15 protein-coding genes and 1 pseudogene are annotated in these 22,763 nt (G+C 51.2%); all 16 read left to right on the forward strand.

The window, feature by feature from the left end; genetic code table 11:
- Nucleotides 1–11: 11 nt before the first annotated feature.
- The 16 genes and pseudogenes from MHH60_RS20660 (at nt 12) to MHH60_RS20735 (ending at nt 22,188) form a co-directional block, all read left to right on the forward strand.
- The gene (locus MHH60_RS20660; protein WP_042130096.1) at nt 12–824 is read left to right on the forward strand and encodes a carbohydrate ABC transporter permease; all 813 of its coding nucleotides are present in this window, start codon (nt 12–14) and stop codon (nt 822–824) included.
- A gap of 45 nt (nt 825–869) precedes the next feature.
- Nucleotides 870–1,781, forward strand: a complete 912-nt coding sequence (locus MHH60_RS20665; protein WP_076117183.1) for a sugar phosphate isomerase/epimerase family protein — start codon at nt 870–872, stop codon at nt 1,779–1,781.
- A complete protein-coding gene (locus MHH60_RS20670; RefSeq protein WP_081389062.1) occupies nt 1,778–2,494 on the forward strand; it encodes an MgtC/SapB family protein in 717 nt (238 codons plus the stop codon). Before MHH60_RS20665 ends, MHH60_RS20670 begins: the two co-directional genes overlap by 4 nt.
- A 194-nt stretch (nt 2,495–2,688) precedes the next feature.
- Nucleotides 2,689–4,806, forward strand: coding sequence for a DNRLRE domain-containing protein (locus tag MHH60_RS20675; RefSeq protein ID WP_052414685.1), 2,118 nt, complete (start codon nt 2,689–2,691; stop codon nt 4,804–4,806).
- A gap of 145 nt (nt 4,807–4,951) precedes the next feature.
- Nucleotides 4,952–6,160, forward strand: a complete 1,209-nt coding sequence (locus MHH60_RS20680) for a GntR family transcriptional regulator (protein ID WP_076136769.1) — start codon at nt 4,952–4,954, stop codon at nt 6,158–6,160.
- A 235-nt stretch (nt 6,161–6,395) separates the two neighbouring features.
- Nucleotides 6,396–7,355 (forward strand): carbohydrate ABC transporter permease, encoded by a 960-nt coding sequence (locus MHH60_RS20685; protein ID WP_042130092.1) that lies wholly within the window; start codon nt 6,396–6,398, stop codon nt 7,353–7,355.
- 3 nt (nt 7,356–7,358) lie between these two features.
- Nucleotides 7,359–8,279 carry a carbohydrate ABC transporter permease gene (locus MHH60_RS20690; RefSeq protein WP_042130089.1) on the forward strand — a complete coding sequence of 307 codons (921 nt, stop codon included), beginning with the start codon at nt 7,359–7,361 and terminating at the stop codon, nt 8,277–8,279.
- A 94-nt stretch (nt 8,280–8,373) separates the two neighbouring features.
- Entirely contained in the window at nt 8,374–9,825 is a 1,452-nt protein-coding gene (locus tag MHH60_RS20695) for a sugar ABC transporter substrate-binding protein (RefSeq protein ID WP_081389064.1), read from the forward strand.
- A gap of 105 nt (nt 9,826–9,930) precedes the next feature.
- The gene (locus MHH60_RS20700) at nt 9,931–12,126 is read left to right on the forward strand and encodes a hypothetical protein (RefSeq protein WP_076136771.1); all 2,196 of its coding nucleotides are present in this window, start codon (nt 9,931–9,933) and stop codon (nt 12,124–12,126) included.
- Nucleotides 12,127–12,148: 22 nt separating this feature from the next.
- Nucleotides 12,149–13,465: a glycoside hydrolase family 125 protein gene (locus MHH60_RS20705; protein WP_076136773.1), complete on the forward strand. Its 1,317-nt coding sequence runs from the start codon at nt 12,149–12,151 to the stop codon at nt 13,463–13,465.
- 14 nt (nt 13,466–13,479) lie between these two features.
- Nucleotides 13,480–16,482, forward strand: a complete 3,003-nt coding sequence (locus MHH60_RS20710; RefSeq protein ID WP_042130086.1) for an alpha-mannosidase — start codon at nt 13,480–13,482, stop codon at nt 16,480–16,482.
- A 195-nt stretch (nt 16,483–16,677) separates the two neighbouring features.
- Nucleotides 16,678–19,836, forward strand: coding sequence for an alpha-mannosidase (locus tag MHH60_RS20715; RefSeq protein WP_042130083.1), 3,159 nt, complete (start codon nt 16,678–16,680; stop codon nt 19,834–19,836).
- 39 nt (nt 19,837–19,875) lie between these two features.
- Nucleotides 19,876–20,754, forward strand: a complete 879-nt coding sequence (locus tag MHH60_RS20720) for an ROK family protein (protein ID WP_042130081.1) — start codon at nt 19,876–19,878, stop codon at nt 20,752–20,754.
- 143 nt (nt 20,755–20,897) lie between these two features.
- A pseudogene (locus MHH60_RS20725) lies at nt 20,898–21,186 on the forward strand (RNA polymerase subunit sigma-70); the annotation flags it as partial.
- Nucleotides 21,164–21,937 carry a glycoside hydrolase family 38 C-terminal domain-containing protein gene (locus tag MHH60_RS20730; protein ID WP_042130080.1) on the forward strand — a complete coding sequence of 258 codons (774 nt, stop codon included), beginning with the start codon at nt 21,164–21,166 and terminating at the stop codon, nt 21,935–21,937. The pseudogene MHH60_RS20725 and the gene MHH60_RS20730, both read left to right, overlap by 23 nt.
- Nucleotides 21,925–22,188 (forward strand): substrate-binding domain-containing protein, encoded by a 264-nt coding sequence (locus MHH60_RS20735; RefSeq protein ID WP_306082213.1) that lies wholly within the window; start codon nt 21,925–21,927, stop codon nt 22,186–22,188. Before MHH60_RS20730 ends, MHH60_RS20735 begins: the two co-directional genes overlap by 13 nt.
- The last annotated feature ends 575 nt before the right edge of the window (nt 22,189–22,763 follow it).

Consider the following 22,763-nt stretch of genomic DNA (forward strand, 5'->3'; position numbering starts at 1 on the left):
AGGCAGAACATATGGCCACACTGGGCAAAATATCTTACTCCGCCTTGATTTATATCATCGCGGTCATCTGGGCAATCCCATTGCTATGGGTTATATACATGGCTTTCCGGCCGGAGGACTTGTCGTTGTCAGCGGGCTTCACGTTCCGCTTCACGCTCGAAAATCTGAAGTATGTATGGGGAGCCGCTCCCTTTACGACCTATTTCACCAATACATTAATTATTGTCGTCGGCATTTTCGGCGTTCAATTGATTACGGTGACAATGGCCGCCTATGCTTTCGCCCGGCTGCACTTCACGTGTAAGAATGTCGTCTTTCTGATTTTTCTTGTGCAAATCATGATTCCCGTAGATGTGCTTATCTTCCCGCTGTATACCGTGCTGAAGGATCTGTCGCTGCTCGATACGAAGCTTGGAATCATGATTCCCTATTTCGGCTCCGCGTTCGGTATCTTCCTGCTGCGCCAGTATTTTATGACCATCCCTGCGGATCTCGAGGAGGCCGCAGAGATGGAAGGGGCCTCCAAGTGGCGTATTCTGTGGACGATCTATTTTCCGCTCGCGCGTCCGGTGCTCCTCTCGTTTGGTCTTGTATCGGTCAGCTATCACTGGAATAACTTCGTCTGGCCGCTAATCGTGACGAACTCGGTGGAGAACCGTCCGCTCACCGTCGGGCTTGCCTTGTTCGCCAAGGCTGCGGAGACGGGCGCACAGTGGTCGGTCACAAGTGCGGCGACGCTGCTCGTTATCGTACCGCTGCTGCTCGGCTTCCTGTTCTTCCAGCGGAAGTTCATTAACAGCTTCGTCAGTTCGGGCATCAAGTGAGGAAATTGAAGACAAACATTAATGTATAAGTGGGAGGAAACGAATATGGCTGAATGGCTACAGAAGGATTACAGCATTTCGACTTTGACCTGGATCGGCCTGCCGCTCACGGAGGCGTTGAACCGGCTGACCGCTTCGGGCTGGCGCCATATCGAGATTATGGTCGAGGACGGCCACCGAGAGCTGCTTGACTGGAGCGAGACGCAGCGGACAGAGCTTGAACGCTGGAGCAGGGAAGAGGGCATCTCCTGGTCGGTGCACGCTCCTATCCATGGGGTAAACGCCTGCGCGTCCGACCCTGAGACGATCGAAGCGGGTCTGGCAACGCTGAAGCAGGCGATCGGCATCGCGCATAGGCTGGATGCCGCCTACGTAGTGCTGCATCCAGGCGAGTATAAACGTGCTATCCCGGATGTCGCCACCGATCCGGACGGCTATGCGGCGGCGCGTGCGGATTGTCTTTCCCTTTGCGCATTGTTCTTAAGAAGGCTGATTAATGAGACGGGCGGCGAGGCAGGCATACCGCTCGCGCTGGAGAACGTACCGCCGCGCCCCGACCGCTTCGGCTCGGACTGCGGATTTCTGCTGGAAGCAATTGCCGCAGCAGGCACCTCGCGAGTGCGCATTCTGCTTGATGCCGGGCATGCGCATTTGTGCGGGCCGGGCCGGGCAATAGCCGAGCTGCGCAAGTGCAAACCTCTGCTGATCGGCATGCATATCGGCGACAACCACGGCGAGCGGGATGAGCATCTGGCCGTCGGCAGCGGTACAGTTCCGTACCGCGAGCTTGCCGCTGAGCTAGGAGAGGACGGAGAGCGGCTCATTTGGGTGCTTGAGACGGGCAATGAAGCGGCGGCTGCCGCATCGCTCAATCCGCTGGAAGCTTGGCGGGCACCGCACCGGGCTGCCCGGGGGGATTCGCTGCCCGAGCATGAGCCTGGCGGCGGAGGGGCATGACGGTGCTGACGAACCATCCGGAGTTATGGCATATCAGCATCTACGAGCTGAGCCTCCGGATTCTTATCTCTATCCTGCTGGGCGGCATTATCGGATGGGAGCGGGAGCGCGGTCAACATCCGGCTGGCTTCCGCACGCATATTCTCGTCTGTGTGGGTTCGACACTCATCACACTGACATCGATCTACGGCTTCGCGCAATTTGCCTACGAAACCAATGTCCGCATGGACCCTGCACGGCTGGCCGCGCAGGTGGTGAGCGGCATCGGATTCCTCGGTGCAGGTACGATCATGCGGCATGGCGGCAACGTTTCGGGTCTAACAACGGCCGCATCCCTGTGGGTGGTCGCAGCTATCGGCATCGGAACTGGCGCGGGCTTCTATTATGCGTCGGCGCTGACAACCGTTATCGTATTTGTCAGTCTGTTCATCCTGAACATCATAGAGAAGAAATGGTTGAGAGCGGGGCGCAAGGAGGAGTATTCAATTCTGCTTGATGAGGATGGGGATATTGAAGCCTTTTTTCGGTTTTTATCCGACGAGCATATCGCAATCCATTCCATGAAGGTGGAACGCAGCAGAGCGGAATCGGTCATCCAGATCGACTTTGTCGTGAAGAATGGCAAACGGGAAGTCAAAGAGAAGCTTGCTTCGATGGTTGCTGGCAAGCCGGGATTCCTGAATGTCGAAGTGAACCGTACCTTTCAGTCCTGATCTTGCGTGGGCATAGAGTCTGACAGCTGTGAGTTGAGGCGGGACGCGCATTGGGGAGTTGAACAACGGAAGGGAGGCGAGGCAGAGACGGCCAAGAAGACAGGAGAGGCTGGACTAAGCCGGTCCGGCGACCGGAAAAGCGTAAATGTTGCTTTGTAATGTATCTATTTTGTGTAGCAAAAGGAGGAATTTTCATGAAGACGCGTAAAAAGAATTCGTTTTCCCGCAAGCTGTTCCTTTATGCTTGCAGCATGCTGATTGCTGCATCCGCCTGGGGGGGGACTGGCGCACCGAAAGCAGATGCGCTCAGCGCCCCTGCATTGCTGACCCAGATGCTGAGTCCGGATGGTTCGGTTATGATTGCCGCTCACAAGGGCGATTGGCGCGGGCATCCGGAAAATTCGCTGTCCGGCATTCAATCCGCCATTGACATGGGCGTCGAGATGGTGGAAATCGATGTTCGCAAGACATCGGACGGCAAGATCGTGCTGATGCACGATCCCGACGTGAATCGGACAACAAACGGTACAGGCGACGTCATGAATCTGACACTCGCGCAGATCAAGGCACTCAAGCTTCGTGAAGGGCAGGGGGGATCGGGCGCAGCGCTGACTAATGAGACGGTGCCGACACTTGAGGAAACGATGAATCTTGCGAAGGGCAAGGTGCTGGTCAACCTCGACAAATGCTGGGATATTCGAGACGATGTCTGGAATGTGCTGGTCAGCACCGGGACGACCGCCCAGGGGGTGTTCAAGAGTACGGCCTCTAATACAGTCGTGGATTCCTGGCTCGACTCGAAGTCTCCGCGTCCTCTGTATCAGGCGGTCATTACGGATTCCGACAACAACCTCTCCGATCTGGATGCACTTATCGCCGGTGCGAACCCGGATCTGTACGAGTTGGTGTTTGAATCCGAATCCAGCGCCGTCATCTCCAGTACTACAGTGAATAAAATCGCTAACGCAGGCAGAAGAGTCTTCGTTAATACCTTATGGGCATCCCTTAACGCCGGACACACCGATGATATGTCCGTCAGCAATCCGGACAGTGGCTGGGGATGGGTCATCAACAGGGGGGCTGGTTTCATTCAGACAGATCGCCCGGCACAGCTTGCCGCGTATCTGAATTCGCGCGAGCCGCTGGAGTCCGGCTGGGCATCCAAGGATATCGGCGCGGTGGGTGCGAGCGGCAGCGCGGGGAGCCGCAACGGACAGTTCACGCTGAGCGCATCCGGATTCGACATCTGGACGGCGGCCGACCAGTTCCGCTTCGTGTATAAGCCGGTTGCGGGGGACGTGACGATTACAGCCCGGGTCAAGAGCCAAGACAACACGAGTGAATGGGCAAAAGCAGGAATAATGATTCGCGAATCGCTCGACCCAGGCAGCAAATTCGCCGATGTCGTCGTCACGCCTGCTCACGGAATCAACTTCCAGCGGCGCCCTGCGACGGGCCAGAATTTATCCAATACGACAGGGTATACGGACGAGGCATCCGGCGGAACGGGCTACTATGTGAAACTTGTGCGGAGCGGCAATACATTCACGGCGTTCGCTTCGGCAAGCGGCAGCTCATGGACACAGATCGGAAGCGCCGTGACGGTATCAATGACCGGCACCATCTATGTCGGATTGGCCGTAACCTCGCATGATAACAGCAAGGTCGGCAGCGCGACTTTCGACAATGTGGCAGTTGCGCCGGCGAGTCCGTATACGTTTACGACGGTGTCTCTACAGCAAGGTGTTTCCGGCTACACCGACACGAGGGATGCGCATGTGCTGGAGAATTATCCCGACCGCAACACGGGAGCAAACGGGGAGCTGGAGATTGCCTCCTACTCAGGTGCTGACACGGACGAGAAACAAGCGTTAATCCGCTTCTCGATCCCGTCCTCGATCCCGTCTGGTGCGATCATTACCAGCGCGCAACTGCGTGTAAAATTAACCGGAACGCGTAACGGAACTGTCAAAAAGACTGTGGGTGTAAAGGAAGTAACCGCTGCTTGGAGCGAAGGGACGGGAACGGGGATTGACGGACAGTCCGTGGCAGGCGTTAACTGGAACAACAAGCCGGGGTATGGGACTGCCACGATTGATCAAACAACAGTCAGCAGCACCAAAAATGCATGGTATACGTTTAACGTAACGGATCTGGTGCAAAGCTGGGTAAACGGCACCAAGACGAACAACGGCTTCGTTCTGCTTGAGAATATTGTGAACAGCGCATCCGGAACCAAGGATTTCGCATCCGCGAACAACGGCAACACGGCCAACCGGCCGGGCCTGATCATTACGTACCGGCTGCCATGAACCTGGACGGCCGATCCTGCCCTAGATTCAGAGCAGGATTGGTCATTTTTTTTTGTCCCTATCCAATAATTTAAGCGGCTGTGTTTGACTAAATGCTATAAATGATATAATATCCTTATATAATGTTTATGAGGAGAAATGATTTATGCAGAATGAAAGGCAGCCGCTTTATATACAAATTCAAGAATATTTTCGCCACCGGATCTCGAATTCGGAATTGAAGGTGGGTGAGAAAATTCCGTCCGAGAAGGAACTTATGGAGCAATTCGATGTCAGCCGTATTACCGTAGCCAACGCGCTCATGCAATTGGCGAAGGATGGGTGGATCTACCGGGTACCCGGTAGAGGGAGTTTTGTTCAAGGGAATCAGGAGGAAGCCGAAGAAAGTTTGACGGAAGAGGACAGCAAGCCTCCGGCTGCTCCGGAGGTTATGATTAATACGAAGAGTCGTTATTTAGGAAATAAGACGGAGAGGAATGCTTCAGAGAACAAGACGAAAAGACTTGGATTGATCGTCCCCTATTTAATCGATTACTTCTCGCTTCGTCTCATTCAGGGAATTAATAGAGTGCTGGAGAAGAGTGAATACAGTCTCTGCATTGTACAGACCTATAATAGGATTGAGCGTGAGGAAGCTACGATTCTAGAGCTTGTTCGGGATGGTGTGGAAGGATTGATCATTTTCCCCTGCGATACGGAAACCTACAACGAGGAAGTCCTGACGTTGAAGCAGAATAAATATCCATTCGTTCTGATCGACCGTTATTTTCATGGTGTGGAGACCAATAGTGTTCGTTGTGACGGTCTGGTTGGCGGCGAAATGGCAGTGGATTATCTGTGGAATCTTGGGCACCGTGACATCGCGATCTGTTCCGATTCGCCATTTCCAACGATTACAGTGGAGGACCGGATCAGCGGCTACATGGAAGGACTGAAGCAGAAGGGAGCGCTGATCAATCCCTCGCTTATTCTTACTGATTTTTTGGTGGAGTACAAGGGTGTCGATCCTGAGCATCCGCTGTACCGCTTCATCAAGAACCGCATGGCTACTGCCTTCATTACCTTGAACAGCAGGCTGGGGCTTCATCTCATGGCTATTTGCCGGGAATTGGGGCTCAGAGTGCCGGAGGATATCTCGATCCTGACGTTCGACGACCCCTCTCCGGGAACGGATGAAAGCGGCTTTGTATCTTATATCTCGCAGTCAGAAGATCTTATGGGTGAGGAAGCGGCGCGCATTCTGACCACACTGCTTGCAGATAAGGCTGCCGAGCAGGATCATAAGTATCATAAGATTCTGTTGCAGCCAAAGCTTGTTGAACGCCAGTCCACTGCAAAATACCTTCGTAACTAATCTGCTCTTTATAGTACAAAACAAATAATCATTAACGCTCAATTTCGAAGGAATTCGTAGAGCGTTTTTTTATTATTTATTACATCTACGCGTAATAAGTCCAATGTACTGGTGGTAGGATAATTATCTTAATTATATTGACATATATAATATATTGATTATATATTATATTAGAGGCATGAAATGTCTGCAGATGTGTTATGTCTAATCTTATAGTTACATGGAGGTAGCGGATATGGGGAGAACTGCTCAGGTGCTGGGAGCTTCAACCAAAGTAAAGCGGCGCAAAAAGAGAAATCAGGATGCGATAATCGCCGCTGTCATTCTAATTCCAATGTTTGCTTTTTGGTTATTGGTTTCTGGATTTCCGACGGTTTTTGGTTTTTTTCTTGGATTTTTTCATTGGGTGGGCCTAAATGACACACCTACATTTGTGTGGTTTGATAACTTCATCGCCTTCTTTAAAGATCCGCTCTATACAGGTGCTTTATGGCGTTCTATCTGGCTTGGGGTGTTGGTAACGGCTGTTACCCTGCTCTCGGGGTTCGGCGGGGCGATGCTAATGAACATGCCGCTTATGGGCAAGGGGATATATCGCTCACTTTGGTATGTTCCTGCAGTGACCTCAACCGTAGCCACCACTCAGGTGTTTAACATGCTGCTGGATACGAACAATGGCGTCATCAATAATATTCTGAAGGCCGTGGGTAAAGATCCGATCATTTGGCAGTATTCGGTAGGATGGGGTATATTTTGGATTGTGGTCTACTCCGTCTGGAAGGGTGTAGGGGCTGCCGCTCTGCTCTGGCTGGCCGGTCTTCAATCTGTAGACCCGGTTCTGTATGAAGTAGCGGGAATTGATGGAGCCGGAAGATGGCAGAAGCTGAAGGCTGTTACGCTGCCGTCGTTGAAACCGATTGCAACCTATATTGTGATTACAAGCGTGATTGCGGCAATACAGATTTATGAACAGGTGCTGTTCATCACCAATGGTGGACCATACAGCCAAACGGAGGTTCTGGTGTTCCGGATTTACAGGGACGGATTTTGGGATTTCAACATGGGAATGGCAGGCGCTTCCTCTGTGATTATGGCGGCCGTTGTCATCTTGGTTACTGTGTTCTATTACCGCTGGTCCACCAATTCGGACAAACAAAACACAATCCCTATCAAGAAGCACAGAAAGGAGAAATAAGAAATGTCCGATATATACACGCAAAGGTTGAAGCGCCAGTTTAAGCCGAGCCATTTACTGGGTCATATCATTCTGCTGGCAGTAGGGCTTGTTCTGCTGTATCCGCTTATTTTTATGATTATGGTCGCATTTTTTAATAAAGTGGAGTTTGCCTCCACGCTACTGGATCTATTTCCTGTTCCGAAAAACCCGACGCTTCAAAATTATAAATCACTGTTCGTGGGCAGTAATGATGCTAAAATTCTGCTCTACATCCGAAACTCAGCACTTCGTGCGGTTTATATGACGTTCTGTGCAATTATGACCTCATTCTTAGCCGGTTATGTGTTCGCCCGGCTGCATTTCAAATGGAAGGAAGGTCTGTTCCTGCTCCTGTTGGCTACTCAGATGATTCCGGCGACAATGGCTATTATTCCAACCTATCTGGAATATGCCCGGTTTCCATTTGCCGGTGGCAATGACATTTTTACGGGAGGGACCGGAATTCTGAATACCTGGTGGGTCTATTTGATCGGCGGGCCGGCCATCAACATCATGGGTACCTTCCTGGTGAAGCAGTCTTTGGAGAAGGTGCCGGTGGAATTGGATGAAGCGGCCAAAATTGATGGCTGCGGCACGATCCGTTTAATTTTCCAGATTTTATTTCCTTTGCAGCTTCCTATTATGGCATATATAGCAATTACGACATTTTTGACAGTCTGGAATGATTTTCTGACGCCTTACTTCTATACGACCAGTGATAATCTGCAGATGCTTACTTCCGCGATAACCCGATTATCCTCTGTGTCCGTAACCGTTGGCCTGGTCAATTATCCATTAATCATTACCCTGAGTCTGGGGCTTACTGTGCCGGCGCTCCTGATCTTCTTTTTCTTACAGAAATATATTGTGCAGGGCTTGGCAAACACGGGGATAAAAGGCTGATAATATTTTTTTGAAAAATATAATTGATATAATTAATATATGTGATATAATGATTTCGTAAGCTGAAGTTACATTCTTAATAGGGGGCTAAAAAATGCGTTTTAAAAAAATGGCTAGCACGGCAATGATTCTCGCTATGGCGACTGGCTTGGCGGCATGCAGCTCAAACAACAACAGTGGACCGGCAGAATCGGGGGCGGCAGCAACGACAGAACCTGCCACCAGCACCAGTGCTCCGGCAAATGTGGAATTGCGTGTGCTGACGGATGGCTCAATTGGTATTGGTGAAGGCGTTGTCAGTGATTTGCTGCCCAAGAAAAAAGAAGCCCTTATAGCGGATGAAACACTCGCGCCACGGGTAACGGAAGCGGATTTCACTTACACCCAGGGCCAAGCGGTCAGCAACCCCAATGTATTCGGTTACTTTTATCAGGACATTATCAATGAAAATTTGAAGGCCGAAAATATTACGGTGTCCGTGGAGGACTGGGGATGGGGAGATACTCTGACCCAGAAAGAAACGGCAGCCTTCCTCGCCGGCAACGTTCCGGATATTATCGTCGGAGAGACGCAAATGCCGGGCTTTGCCCAGCAGGGGCAACTTGAGCCTTTCCCGGATGATATGGCTGCCGAAATTAGAGAAAAGCTGGCTCCGGCGGCATGGAAGCCAATGGAATATGATGGGAAGATCTACGGTCTGGCAGCACAGCCAGGTGTAAGCAGTCTGTTCTGGAACAAGGCGCTTGTAAAAGAGGCGGGTATTGACCCCGACAAGGCACCGGCAACCTGGGATGAATGGCTGGCTGATCTGAAGAAGGTTAATGAAGCAGGAAAAGGTAAATTTTACGGCGGTGGCGTCTATGCAGGGCCAAATGCCGGCGGTTATCTGCGGTATGGACCACTGCTGCTGATCAACAATGGCGGCTTCGCCGATGACCAGGGTCAGCCGGTATTCAACAGCGAAGCTAATGTGAAGACAGTAGAATTTCTTAAAGAACTTAACGCTGTCCATCCAGCAGGGCTGATGGCCAATCAAAGTGAAGGCGCATACTTCGATGCATTCAAGAAAGGGCAAATCGCCTATCTGATTGATGGACCATGGCGCGCAGGAGAAAGTGCGACGCTCGGCATCAATTACGGCATGGCTACTATTCCGCTTTCTGCTGACGGCAAGGCAAGTAACATTACGATCGGCGCGGCCTTCAACTCGGTACCAACAGGGTCAAAGAACAAAGAGGCGGCTTTTGAATACATTCGTCAAATGTACAGTGAAGAAATCCAGAATTTGATTGCCGACACCGGCACCCGGTCCCCAGTGTTGAAATCGGTTGCAGAAACCGATACCTACAAGCAGGACCACCCGGAAATGTATCAGCATTATCTGGCGATGTCCGGTGATGTTCAAGGGCTTCCGACATTTGCGAAAAGCGACGCGCAGGTATGGCAATTCTTCGGAGATGCTGTAACCAAAGCGTTGATGACCGACGGAGATATCAAAGGCATTCTTGATGATGCCCAAGCTAAAGCCGAGAAACTTACGAAATAACTGGAACAGGCATAGCTGAAAAAGGGGCAGTCCAATGCTGCCCCCTTTTTCTATTCACGTCAGGTGCTGGGACGGATTGCTAGGACAAAGGAGCTGAGTGGAAGCATGAATGCCAGAGAAAATGAGAGAACCGGTTTTCAGGAAGGCAGCGAATTCAGGGAATCCTATGATTTGCAGACGGATTTCGTCATGGTGTACGGTGTCAATGCGTCGCTGCCGGAGCGGATCAGGGAATGGAAGGATAAAGGGTATCGTGTGCATCTTATGACCGGTGTATCCTGGGGGAGATATGGGGACTATTTAGACGGGCAATTCGATGGACGTTCCCATTGGGATGAAGCACAAAAGTATAGCACGGGCGAGCATATCATCCACGGAACTTCGGCAGATATCCCCTATATGGTGCCGACCATCGCATATTCAAAATATCTGCTGGAGCAGATCCGTCCGGCAGTGGATGCGGGAGTGGAAGCCATCCATTTGGAGGAGCCGGAATTCTGGGTGGAAGGGGGCTACTCCGACGCGTTCAAGCGGGAGTGGCAGAACTATTATAACGAACCTTGGAGTGATCCGGGGCAAACGGCGGATGCGCAGTACCGGGCTTCCAAGCTGAAGGCCTACCTGTATAGCCGCTGTCTGGACCACCTGTGCTCGGCACTCAAAGAATATTCGCTGGTCCGCTACGGCCGACCGCTGCGTTTCTACGTACCGACGCACAGTCTGATCAATTACGCACAGTGGCGGATTGTAAGTCCTGAATCAAGACTGCTTGATGTGCCCTCCATCAACGGCTATATCGCTCAAATCTGGACCGGAACCTCTCGTACGCCGAATGTCTATGAGGGTGTGCGTTCCGAACGCACATTTGAGACTGCTTTTCTTGAATACGGCATTATGCAGGAGCTTGTTCGCGGGACAGACCGCCAGATGTGGTTCCTGCATGATCCGATTGAGGATGATCCCAAGCATACCTGGGAGGATTACCGGTTTAATTATATCAAGACACTGACTGCGTCGCTGCTTCATCCGGAAGTGAGCCGCTATGAGGTTGCCCCATGGCCGCGCCGTATTTTTGAAGAGGAATATCCGGCGGAAGACGGTCACGGCAAGGAGCGGATTCCAGCCGATTATGCCACGATGCTGCTTAATGTGATGCATACGCTGGAGCATATGGACCAGCCGGTTATTGCCGAGCCGGGAGGCGGTATCCCGCTTGGTGTTCTGCTCTCCGACTCGGCAATGTATCAGCGGAAGACGCCCGGGGCTGCAACAGCCGGGTTTATGATGAAGTATGACGGAACGAACGAGGTAGAACTGACCGACGAGCATGCGGTACAACTGCTAAATTTCTCTTCCTTTTACGGCTTGACGCTCCCTCTGGTCAAGCATGGCATTCCCGTGCGGCCGGTTCAACTGGACAACATCAGACGCTCCGCGAATTATCTGGACGATTACCGGGTGCTCATTGTCAGCTACGAGTTCATGAAGCCGGAGAACCCTGACATCCATTATGCACTTGCGCAATGGGTCAGGGACGGGGGAGCGCTCATTTATGTCGGCGATGACAGTGATACGTATCACCAGGTCAGAGAATGGTGGAATCAGGGGAAACGCAGGTATCAATCTCCGCGCGAACACCTGTTTGAGACTCTGGGAGTGGATGCCGGAATGCCCGAAGGCGCAGCGGAGATTGGACGTGGCTTGCTTATGTATTTGCCGGTTCATCCCGAGCGGCTGGCGGAGAGTCCTGAAGGGGCTGAAATGCTACGTAATGTGGTCCAGCAGGCTATCGAGGGTCTAAACGATCCGCTTTTGCGCTGGAGCCCGCGGAATTATTTCATGCTCCGCCGGGGACCGTACGTGATTGCATCCGTCATGCGGGAATCCATTCATTCCGATCCGCTGAAGCTGACGGGCCATTACGTGGATCTTCTTGATCCGCAGCTGTCCATCCGGAATAGGGTCAGCATTGAGCCTGACAAGCAGGCATTCTTATACGATTTGGATTACTCTGCTCCGGGTGGAGGCACAGAACTTTCAGCAGGAATCGAGGTTATCGCCAGTTCGTCCAGAATCGAAAATGTGATCAAGCAACCCGGCGGCGTCCGCTTTACGGTTCGGGGGCCGATCGGGGTACTTGCGGCGGCAAGAATCCGCTGTGCGGCCAAGCCGGCAGAGGTAATCCTGGATACGGATAGCCGTGTAGAGGCGCTTCACTGGGAATGGGATGGGGAATCCCGCACGCTGCTTGTCCGGTACGTTCATCAGCAGGAAGATACATGGATTCAGATTCGGCAATAGCATAATAAAAGAGGCGACGCATTTGAATAAACCAATCATCAATTTCCAGGATTCAGTCAAATGGAAAGAACTTACAGACGCTATAGAACAGGGACAGGCCTATTTTTCCAAGCTGGCTGTGGATAGAAAGAAGCTGGGCACTCTTTTTAACAATTGCTTCATGAGTACTCTTGAGACAACGGTTGAATATCTGGAAGACTGTTCTGTGTTTGTAATCACAGGCGATATTCCAGCGATGTGGCTGAGGGATTCTAGTGCTCAAGTGAAGCATTATATTCCCTTTGTCAGCGAATTGCCCGAACTGCAGGCAGTGATAGAAGGGCTGATCCGCAAGCAAATTTTCTGTATAAACGAAGATCCTTATGCGAATGCCTTCAATAAGGAACCGAATGACCATGGGCATTGGGAGGGGGATTTAACCGAATCCGGCCCCTGGGTGTGGGAACGCAAGTACGAGATTGATTCGCTCTGCTATCCCGTTGAGTTGGCCTACATGTACTGGCGGGAGACGGGGAGCATCGATATTTTTGATGATGCCTTCAAGGAGGCGGTACAGCGCATTATCGATTTGTGGACGGTGGAGCAAAGACATCACGAGCAGTCTCCATACCGTTTTGAGCGATTGAACTGTCCTCCGGGCGATACGCTTAGAAACAACGGCGCCTCGATGCCGGTTAATTATACGGGGATGACCTGGAGCGGCTTCCGCCCAAGTGACGATGCCTGCGTATTCGGTTATTTGATTCCAGCCAATATGTTTGCCTCTGTCGTACTGGGATACGCAGAGGTAATTCTCCACACGGTTTACAACGATGCAGAGACGGCGTGCCGCGCTGCCAAATTGAGAGAAGAAATCGATTATGGTATCAGGACCTACGGCACGGTGATTCATCCTGAATTCGGCGAAATATATGCTTATGAGACCGATGGATTTGGTAACCATCATCTTATAGATGACGCCAATGTACCCAGCTTGCTGTCGATTCCTTATTTAGGCTATGCCGCTGCAGATGATCCTCTGTATATGAATACGAGAAACTTTGTGCTAAGCCGCTCCAATCCGTATTACTTTGAAGGGGAATATGCCCGTGGTGTCGGAAGCCCTCATACTCCGCCGGGATATATCTGGCATATTGGGCTGGCCATGCAGGGGCTGACCTCACTGGATCCTGAGGAGATTGCCGGGATTCTGGTCATGATGACCAACACTGACGGGAATACGGGCTACATGCACGAAGGGTTTAATCCGGATGCTCCGGCTGAATATACACGGCCCTGGTTCGCATGGTCGAACAGTCTGTTTGCCGCATTCATTTATCAACTGCACGGTAAGAATTAGTTAGGAGTGAGAGAATGCCATTCGAAGCAGATCAAGTTAAGCTTAAGAAGATAAAGAGAGTGAAGGAAAAGTTGAACGAGGCGATGTATCATACGGTTGGCCTGCTGGAGGTTGAGGCATGGGTGACCAAGGAGCCTGTGGCCTACACCGAAAAAACGACAGGAAGCTATGTCAAGCTCAGCGCGGGTGAGCGCTGGGGTGAGCTTTGGGATTGCGCGTGGTTCCACTTCGCGGGCGTTGTACCGGCTGAGGCGGCCGGAGCCAGGATTGTGCTGCTCATCGACGTGAACGGCGAGCTGTGTCTGGTAGACGAGTCGGGATCACCGCGCCAGGGATTGACCAATATCAATTCCGAATTCGAGTATGCGCTTGGCCTGCCAGGCAAGCGTGTGGTGGACCTGCTGCCTGAGGCGGCAGGCGGGGAGCGGATTGAGCTGTGGGGAGATGCGGGCTGCAACGACCTGTTCGGCCATTACCGGAGCGGGACGTTGAAGGAAGCGGTGATTGCCGTCTGTCATGACGATATCCGCAGCCTGTATTACGACTTCGAAGTGCTGCTGGAGCTGGCAGAACGGCTGGCGGAGGACAGCGCCCGCAAAGCCCGGATTGTTCAGGCCTTGTACGATGCCTCCAATCATTTATCCACGATCGATGGCCAGCGGGTAAGCCAGGCTGCGGGCATTGTTGCACGGGAGCTTGTCAAGCAAGGCGGCGATCCCGATCTGACTGTCAGCGCCATCGGACATGCACATATGGACCTGGCCTGGCTGTGGCCGATCCGGGAGACCATCCGCAAAGGCGCCCGCACATTCTCGACGGTGCTGCGCAACATGGAAAAATATCCGGAATATATCTTTGGAGCCAGCCAGCCGCAGCTCTATCAGTGGATGAAGGACAGCTATCCTAAGTTGTATCAGGAGATTAAGGAGCGGATTGAGGAAGGGCGCTGGGAGCCGCAGGGCGCGATGTGGGTGGAGCCGGATACCAATATTTCCGGCGGCGAAGCGTTGGTCCGGCAGATTTTGTACGGCAAACGTTTCTTTGAACAGGAATTCGGCCAGGAAATGAAGGTGCTGTGGCTGCCGGACGTCTTCGGCTATACGGGCAGCCTGCCGCAAATTCTGGTGAAGTCCGGCGTCGATTATATGATGACCCAGAAGCTGTCCTGGAGTGAATACAATGACCACCCGCATCACAGCTTCTATTGGGAGGGAATCGACGGAACACGGGTGCTGACGCATCTGCCGCCGGAGGATACCTACAACAGTCCTGCGGCGCCGCGGTCGCTTGTCAAGATTGAGCATGATTATCTGGAGCGGAATGTGTCCAGCCATGCACTGATGCTGTTCGGCATCGGCGACGGTGGCGGCGGGCCCGGAGTGGAGCATCTGGAGCGGCTGGCCCGGGAGCATAATCTTTCCGGTCTGCCGCCGGTGATCCAGGAGTCTTCACTGCTCTTCTTCCAGCGACTGGAGCAGGAAGCCGCCCGCTTCGAGACCTATAAAGGCGAGCTGTATCTGGAGAAGCACCAGGGGACCTTGACGACGCAGGCACGCAATAAATGGTATAACCGCAAGCTGGAAAAGGCGCTGCGGGAGCTTGAATATGCTTCCTCTCTGCTGCATGGCCTGGGAGGCTCTTCCTATCCGGTGACAAAGCTCGAGGAGATTTGGAAAGAAGTGCTGCTGTATCAGTTCCATGACATTTTGCCGGGATCATCCATAACGAGAGTCTATGACGAATCGCTGGAGCGTTACGCCAAGCTGTATGACGAAGTGTATGCCATGATTAGCAAGGCTTATGCGGAGATCGCCGGACTGTCCGGCTGGAGCGGAGAGACGGCCGTATTCAATTCACTGCCTTGGGAGCGGAAAGAATGGGTTCGTGTGGAAGATGAATGGCTCTGGGTAACTGTCCCTGGTATGAGCTATCTGAGACTTGCAGATGCCACCGGAGACAAGGTGATCGAAGGATTGGCGGCGGCGGACGGACTGCTTGCAAATTCACGGTTGACGGTCCGCTTCAGCGAAGCGGGACATATTCTCTCCGTATACGATACAGAACAGAAGAGAGAGGCCGTTTATCCGAACGCGGCAGCGAATGTATTCACGGTCTATGAAGACAACGGGGATGCCTGGGATTTCCCGCATGACTACCGCGAGACGGTCGCCGGAACCCTGAAGCTGACGAACAGCATCTCCCGCATCGATGGCCCGCAGGCTATTATGGAACAGCATTATCAATACGGTGAGTCTACTCTCGTTCAGAAGATTATTCTGGCCGAGGATTCGGACCGGATCGTATTTCAAACCGTTGCAGACTGGAAAGAATCAGATAAAATGCTGCGGGTGTCCTTTCCCGTGAATATTGCCAGTGAACACTTCACCTCAGACATTCAGTTCGGCCGGATTAAGCGGCCTACGACGCGCAACACCATGATCGAGTTCGCTAAGGATGAAGTGGCGGCACATCACTATATCGATTTGTCCCAGCCGGATTATGGAGTAGCGCTGCTGAACGACTCCAAGTACGGGCATAGCGTTCGTGGGCATGTAATGGATCTGAATCTGCTGAGAAGTCCCGCTTCTCCCGATCCGGTCGCGGACCGTGCTGTCCACCAGTTTACGTACGCGCTGTATCCGCATGCCGGAGATTCTGTGCCAGCCGCCGTCTACCGCAAAGGATACGAGCTGAACATACCGCTGACTCTGGCGCAAGGGGATTCAGGGGCGGAGATACGCCGTGAGCCCATTCAGCTCATTCAGATCGGGCATCCTGCTGTCATGCTGGAATCCGTCAAAAAAGCGGAAGACAGTGATTATCTCATTTTCCGCCTGTATGAAACATGCGGAACCCGGGCACGGACAGCGATCAGCCTTGGACTGGATTGCCTGTCCATCGAGGAATGCGATCTGATGGAGCGTCCGATTCGTCTGCTGCAGGAGCATAGCGCAGAGGTCGAGCTGGAATTCACTCCTTTTGAGATAAAAAGCATTCGGGTATTACTAAATAAATGATATGTTGGCACTCTGGTAGCTTCCCTGCAGCAGGTGAGAGACCGCAATTATCCTCTGATCTTTGCGCTTTCCACAATGTCAGTGCTGTCGCCTGTTCTTATTTTCCTATTCCTGCAACGATATATTGTAGAAGGATTTGCGGATGCAGGAATTAAGGGGTAAATAACACGTGCTAATGAAAGGGTGTCAGTCTTTATGTTTTACACATTGGAAAAGCTTCAATTAAGGATTAATGAGCTTTCAGCTTACCGTTATCGTGAGGCTATCCGCTTGGAGGAATGGTTATTTCAAGTGGATGAGGAGAAAGCGGGCGGAGTCCGCTGCGTCCCTGATTTGCAAGGGAATACCAAGGTAAACACGGGAGACCGCTGGAAGGGACGAGATGTGTATGTCTGGCTCTCCCAAAAAATATCCATTCCTGCAGAGTGGAAAGAGCGCCGGATTGTCGGTATCTTCGACTTTGGGAAGACGGGCGGCGGCAACAATTCCGGATTCGAGTCTTTATTGTATCTGGAGGGAGAACCGTTTCAGGGGGTTGACTCCAACCATCAGGAGGTGTTTCTACCAGCCGAATATACGGGAAGAGAGGTAGCCCTTGATTTCCGGTTATGGTCCGGGCTGGAGGGAGGCGGGAAACCAGCCGAACAGGAGCATCAGTTAAAGCGTGCTGAACTGGCTTGGCTTGATGGGGCAGCAGATGATTTGTACTATAATGGACGCGCTATACTTGACACTGTCAAGTTGTTGCCGGAGGACCGGCCAGAGAAGCACCAACTCCTGAAAACGCTGGATTCTGCCTATCTGCGAATCGATTGGTCCCGGCCGGGTTCGGAGAGCTTCTACACCTCTGTTGGAGAAGCAGCACAGGAGCTTGCGGATCGTCTGGCGGGTATGAGGCAAGTATCAGAAATTACTGTGACAGCCATCGGGCATACCCACATAGATGTAGCCTGGCTGTGGCGCCTGACGCATACGAGAGAGAAGGCAGCCCGCTCCTTCTCTACTGTCTTACAACTGATGGAGCAGTTTCCCGAGTATGTATTTCTGCAAACTCAGCCGCAGCTGTATGCTTATATCAAAGCGGATTATCCGGAAATCTATGAGAAGATCAAGGCGCGGGTGAAGGAAGGCCGCTGGGAGGCCGGCGGCGCGATGTGGCTGGAGGCTGATTGCAACCTGACCAGCGGAGAGTCGCTTGTCCGGCAGATTCTTTATGGGACAAAGTTTTTCCGCGAGGAGTTTGGTGCGGATTGCCGGTACTTATGGCTGCCCGATGTATTCGGGTACAGCTGGGCCTTGCCACAGATTCTCAAAAAATCGGGCATTGATACCTTTATGACTACCAAGATCAGCTGGAATCAATATAACCGGATGCCGCATGACACCTTTAAATGGCGCGGAATTGACGGTTCTGAAGTGCTGACGCATTTTGTCACAGCACCGGAGACTGCCGAGCCTAAGGGATGGTTCTATACATACAATGGTGTGATAGAGCCTTTTTCAGTAAAAGGTATCTGGGAGCAGTATCGCGACAAGTCACTCAATCAGCAATTGCTGTTGTCCTACGGCTACGGCGATGGAGGCGGCGGAGTGAACCGGGAGATGCTGGAGATGCGGCGGCGGATGGAGAATATGCCCGGTCTGCCGAATGTCGTAACCGGCAGGGCGGATGAATATTTTGAACGCTTGCAGCAAACGGTAAAAACAACGGATGAGTACATTCATACCTGGGATGGTGAGCTCTACCTGGAATATCATCGGGGAACCTACACGAGCCAGGCCTATAATAAACGGATGAATCGCAAGCTGGAGCTGTTGTACCGGGAAGCGGAATGGCTTCAGACGCTGAATGCTGTCGAGCGTGGAAGCTGGGAGGCTTATCCACAAGCCAAACTGCTTGAGGGCTGGCAGACGATTTTGCGCAATCAATTCCATGATATTATTCCAGGTTCATCCATAGGCGAGGTCTATGAGGACTCACGCGTGGAGTATGCAGAGGCAGAGCTTATCGGGGAGGAGGCGAGAACTTCGGCGGCTGAGAGCCAAACGCTCGATGCTTCAGCTTCTTCGGCAAAGGCCGCTGTAGAGATATTTAACAGCGCGTCATTCGTGCGCACAGATACAGTTACTATTTCGCTTGAGCCAGGTATGGAAGAAGGAGTATGGCAGGATGCGGCGGGAAAATTACTGCAGGCCCAGCGCGAGGACGAAGCATGGAAAGTGCGCGTAGAGAAGCTCCCTGCACTTGGCAAGCAGACTATTTGGTTTACGCCGCAAAGTGTGAAGCAGCGTGAGGAAGGGGCGGGCCCATTTAACCTGAGAGATTCCTGTCTGGTTACACCTTATTATGTCCTCGAATGGAACGAAGCTGGGCAGCTTACGTCTATTTATGATCGTGATGCGGAGCGGGAGGTTCTGGCTGAAGGGAAATGCGGCAATATTCTGCAGGTGTTTGAGGATAAGCCAATGGCGCATGATGCCTGGGATATAGATATTTATTATCAGGAGAAAGTCCGTGAGATCAGGGATTTGCAATCTGTGGAAATGCTGGTTAACGGCCCGCTTCTCTCTACGGTCCGCTTTAAATGGAACTACATGAATTCTGTCATCGTGCAGGACATGACTGTCTATGACACTAATCGCCGCATCGATTTCGCGACATTTATTGACTGGCAGGAGCGCCAGCAATTGCTGAAGACGGCCTTCCCTGTCGCTGTGCGCGCAACGGAAGCAACCTATGATATCCAGTTCGGCAATGTGAAACGGCCGACGCACTGGAATACTGGCTGGGATATGGCCAGATTTGAATCGGTAGGTCATCAATGGGTCGATTTGTCAGAGCGATCCTACGGGGTCAGTCTGCTGAATGACTGCAAGTACGGCCATGACATTAAGGACAACGTAATCCGGCTGTCTCTGCTCAAATCGGCAATCCATCCAGATCCGAACGCAGATCAAGGAGAGCATCATTTTACGTACTCGCTGCTGCCCCATAACGGAGACTGGGTGGAAGCGCGGACTGCGGAAGAAGCTTGGATGCTGAATAATCCGTTATTTTCCTATTTTGGCAGTGCTGCAAATACGGGCAAATCACTTTTCCATACCCAGGCCAAGGGGGTTGCTGTCGATACGGTCAAAAAGGCGGAAGATGGAAAAGGTGTGATCATCCGCCTACATGAATATGCCGGCTCCCGCAGCCAGGTCGAGGTATCCAGCGATTATCTGATCAAGGGCTGGGAAGAATGTGACCTGCTGGAACGCGGACAGGGAGGCAAGCAGAACTCGTCTACCATTGCATTCCGGTTAAATCCCTATGAGATTAAAACTTTTATTGTTGATTTTGCTATTCAGTAGCCTGCAACATAACATGGGAATCGAGAAGGGGCAGGACTAATGAAACTATTAGGTGGAATCGAAGCAGGAGGAACTAAATTCGTATGCGGGATCGGTTATGAGGATGGGAAAATTATTGATCGAACCAGTTTCCCGACTACTACACCCGAAGAAACCATGACTCAAGTTTTTCAATATTTTGAAGGAAAGTCAATTGAGGCTATTGGAATCGGTTCTTTCGGACCGATTGATCCCATTGCCTCCAGTTCCGGATATGGCTTTATTACAACGACGCCCAAGCCGCATTGGGGCCAGTACAATATAGTGGGAGCCATTCAGGAACGTTTGGCTCTACCGATTGCTTTTGATACTGATGTTAATGGAGCAGCGCTGGCGGAATACAAATGGGGTGCTGCGAAAGGATTAGACAGTTGCCTATATATAACGATAGGGACAGGGATTGGTGCTGGCGCGGTGGTGGGGGGAGAAATCGTTCATGGACTTTCTCATCCTGAAATGGGACATATTTATGTTCGGCGGTTGTCAGATGATACGTTCAAAGGTTGTTGTCCATACCATGGAGACTGTCTCGAAGGTATGGCGTCTGGACCAGCGATCGGCGCACGATGGCGAAAATCCGCTGTAGAGCTTGGCAAAGACCATCCCGCATGGGCTATGGAGGCTCATTATTTAGCCCACGCTTTAATGAATTATGTGCTGATTTTAGCTCCCCATAAAATCATAATGGGTGGCGGGGTTATGAAGCAAGGCCAGCTCTTCCCTCTTATTCGCAATAAACTGCATGAGTTGCTTAACGGCTATATAGCGCACCCTTTATTAAACAATGAAATTCACAATTATGTTGTTCCTCCCAATTTAGGTGATAATGCGGGGCTGGCAGGAGCGATTGCATTAGCCTCAAATTGTTGTGATGATTAGAAAAAAAGGCTCAAAAAATGTATTTTCGCCGGAAATACTAAAAAATCTGCTCTATGTTAGGATGAATTCTGTAAGCCATAAGCTATAAAAGTGTTTATAAATCTGTGTTCTTTAGTATTTGGGGGAGGCAGATTCGGCACATAGGGACGACGTTGGCTACTTTTGCAGCACGATGCATTGAAAATGAAATCCTAATGCACCTTCGGTCTGAAAAAGACTCGAAAGGACGTATCCCTTCACGATCCGATTGGAACATACAAGGAAGGTAACGAGATCACGCTGATTGATATTCTCGGCTCTGAAGCCGATGACGTAATTAAGGAAGTCGATCTTAAGATTGAGAAGAGCAAGATATACCGTAACCTAGATATTCTGGATGAACGGGAGAAGGAAGTCGTTGTAGGACGCTTTGGCGGAGAAGAAGAGAGAAGCCATTTATCCGAACGCGACAGCAAATGTATTCACAGTCTATGAAGACAACGGGGATGTCTGGGATTTCCCGCATGACTACCGCGAAACGGTTGCCGGAACTCTGAAGCTGATGAGCAGCATCTTCCGTATCAATGGTCCGCAGGCCATTATGGAACAGCATTATCAATACGGTGAGTCTACCCTCGTTCAGAAGATTATCCTATCCGAGGATTCGGACCGGATCGAGTTTCAAACCGTTGCGGACTGGAATGAATCAGACAAAATGCTGCGGGTGTCCTTTCCCGTAAACATTGCCAGTGAACACTTCACCTCCGACATTCAGTTCGGCCGGATCGAGCAGCCCGCGACGCGCAACAGCATGATCGAGTTCGCGAAGGATGAAGTGGCGGCACATCACTATATCGATTTGTCCCAGCCGGATTATGGAGTGGCGCTGCTGAACGACTCCAAATACGGGCATAGCGTTCGAGGACATGTAATGGATCTGAATTTGCTGAGAAGTCCCGCTTCTCCCGATCCGGTCGCGGACCGTGCTGTCCACCGGTTTACGTACGCGTTGTATCCGCATGCCGGAGATTCTGTGCCGGCCGCCGTCTACCGCAAGGGTTATGAGTTGAACATATCGCTGACTCTGGCGCAAGGGGGTTCAGGGGCGGAGATACGCCGTGAGCCCATTCAGCTCTACTCCGTCTTGATAATCAGCCAACAGCCATTGTTGCCGTTAATGACAAAACGGCGATTCAGCTTATGAAAGCCGCGAATTTGGCCGGAGTCGAGGTTCCCGGGAAGCTGTCGATTGCGGGCTTCGATAATTTGCAAGCCGGGGAGGTCTTCGACATTCCACTTACAACTATACAGCAGAACTTTTATGAGATGGGGGCTTCCGCTGCCCAATTAGTTTTAGAGATGATTTCGAAAAAAGAGAACGGGAATTTTGCTGTGCCAAAACTAATACAGGATACAAAACTGATCGTTCGCCAATCAACAAGTGCACCGCAGTAGATAAAACTATACTTAAAGATATTGCTATTTCTTCTCCATGCAGCAATAAATGAACCTTTCTGTGTTTGGTTTGAAGAAACGGTCAAAGGATTGCAATTATGATCATTCAAATCGATTAAGGCACTTACACCGATAATACGAAAAGTCAAACCTGTATGGTGTACTTAATTTAATAAAAAACAATGACTTTTCTGGTAAGAAAAAGTCATTCAGATTGTCGAGAAACCCAGATTATTTAAGACACTGGGTTTCTTTTGCGTTTCAAAGACGATCTGCAAGGAATGAGTTCTCAGGTGAAAAAATCCATTAGTAACTAGATCCTCCGGAGATTCATACATATTATTTTTGATCCACTGGACTAAAACCCCGATAGAAGATCCTACATTTGCTGCTAAAATATACGCTACATACCTTACAGGTATCTCATCTAAAATATATGTATGGTCACCATCATAATAATATTTTTACAATATCGGCATAAGCGTCGGTTAAAAGGTCAATTCTATTAACCTTGATTAACAATTCAATTATAGTGAGTTCATAGACCAGTACAAAAAAAGGGTTGAGGCTGGCTC

Origin of the sequence: Paenibacillus sp. FSL H7-0716, assembly GCF_038002705.1 — a bacterium.
Classification (GTDB): domain Bacteria; phylum Bacillota; class Bacilli; order Paenibacillales; family Paenibacillaceae; genus Paenibacillus_AQ; species Paenibacillus_AQ odorifer.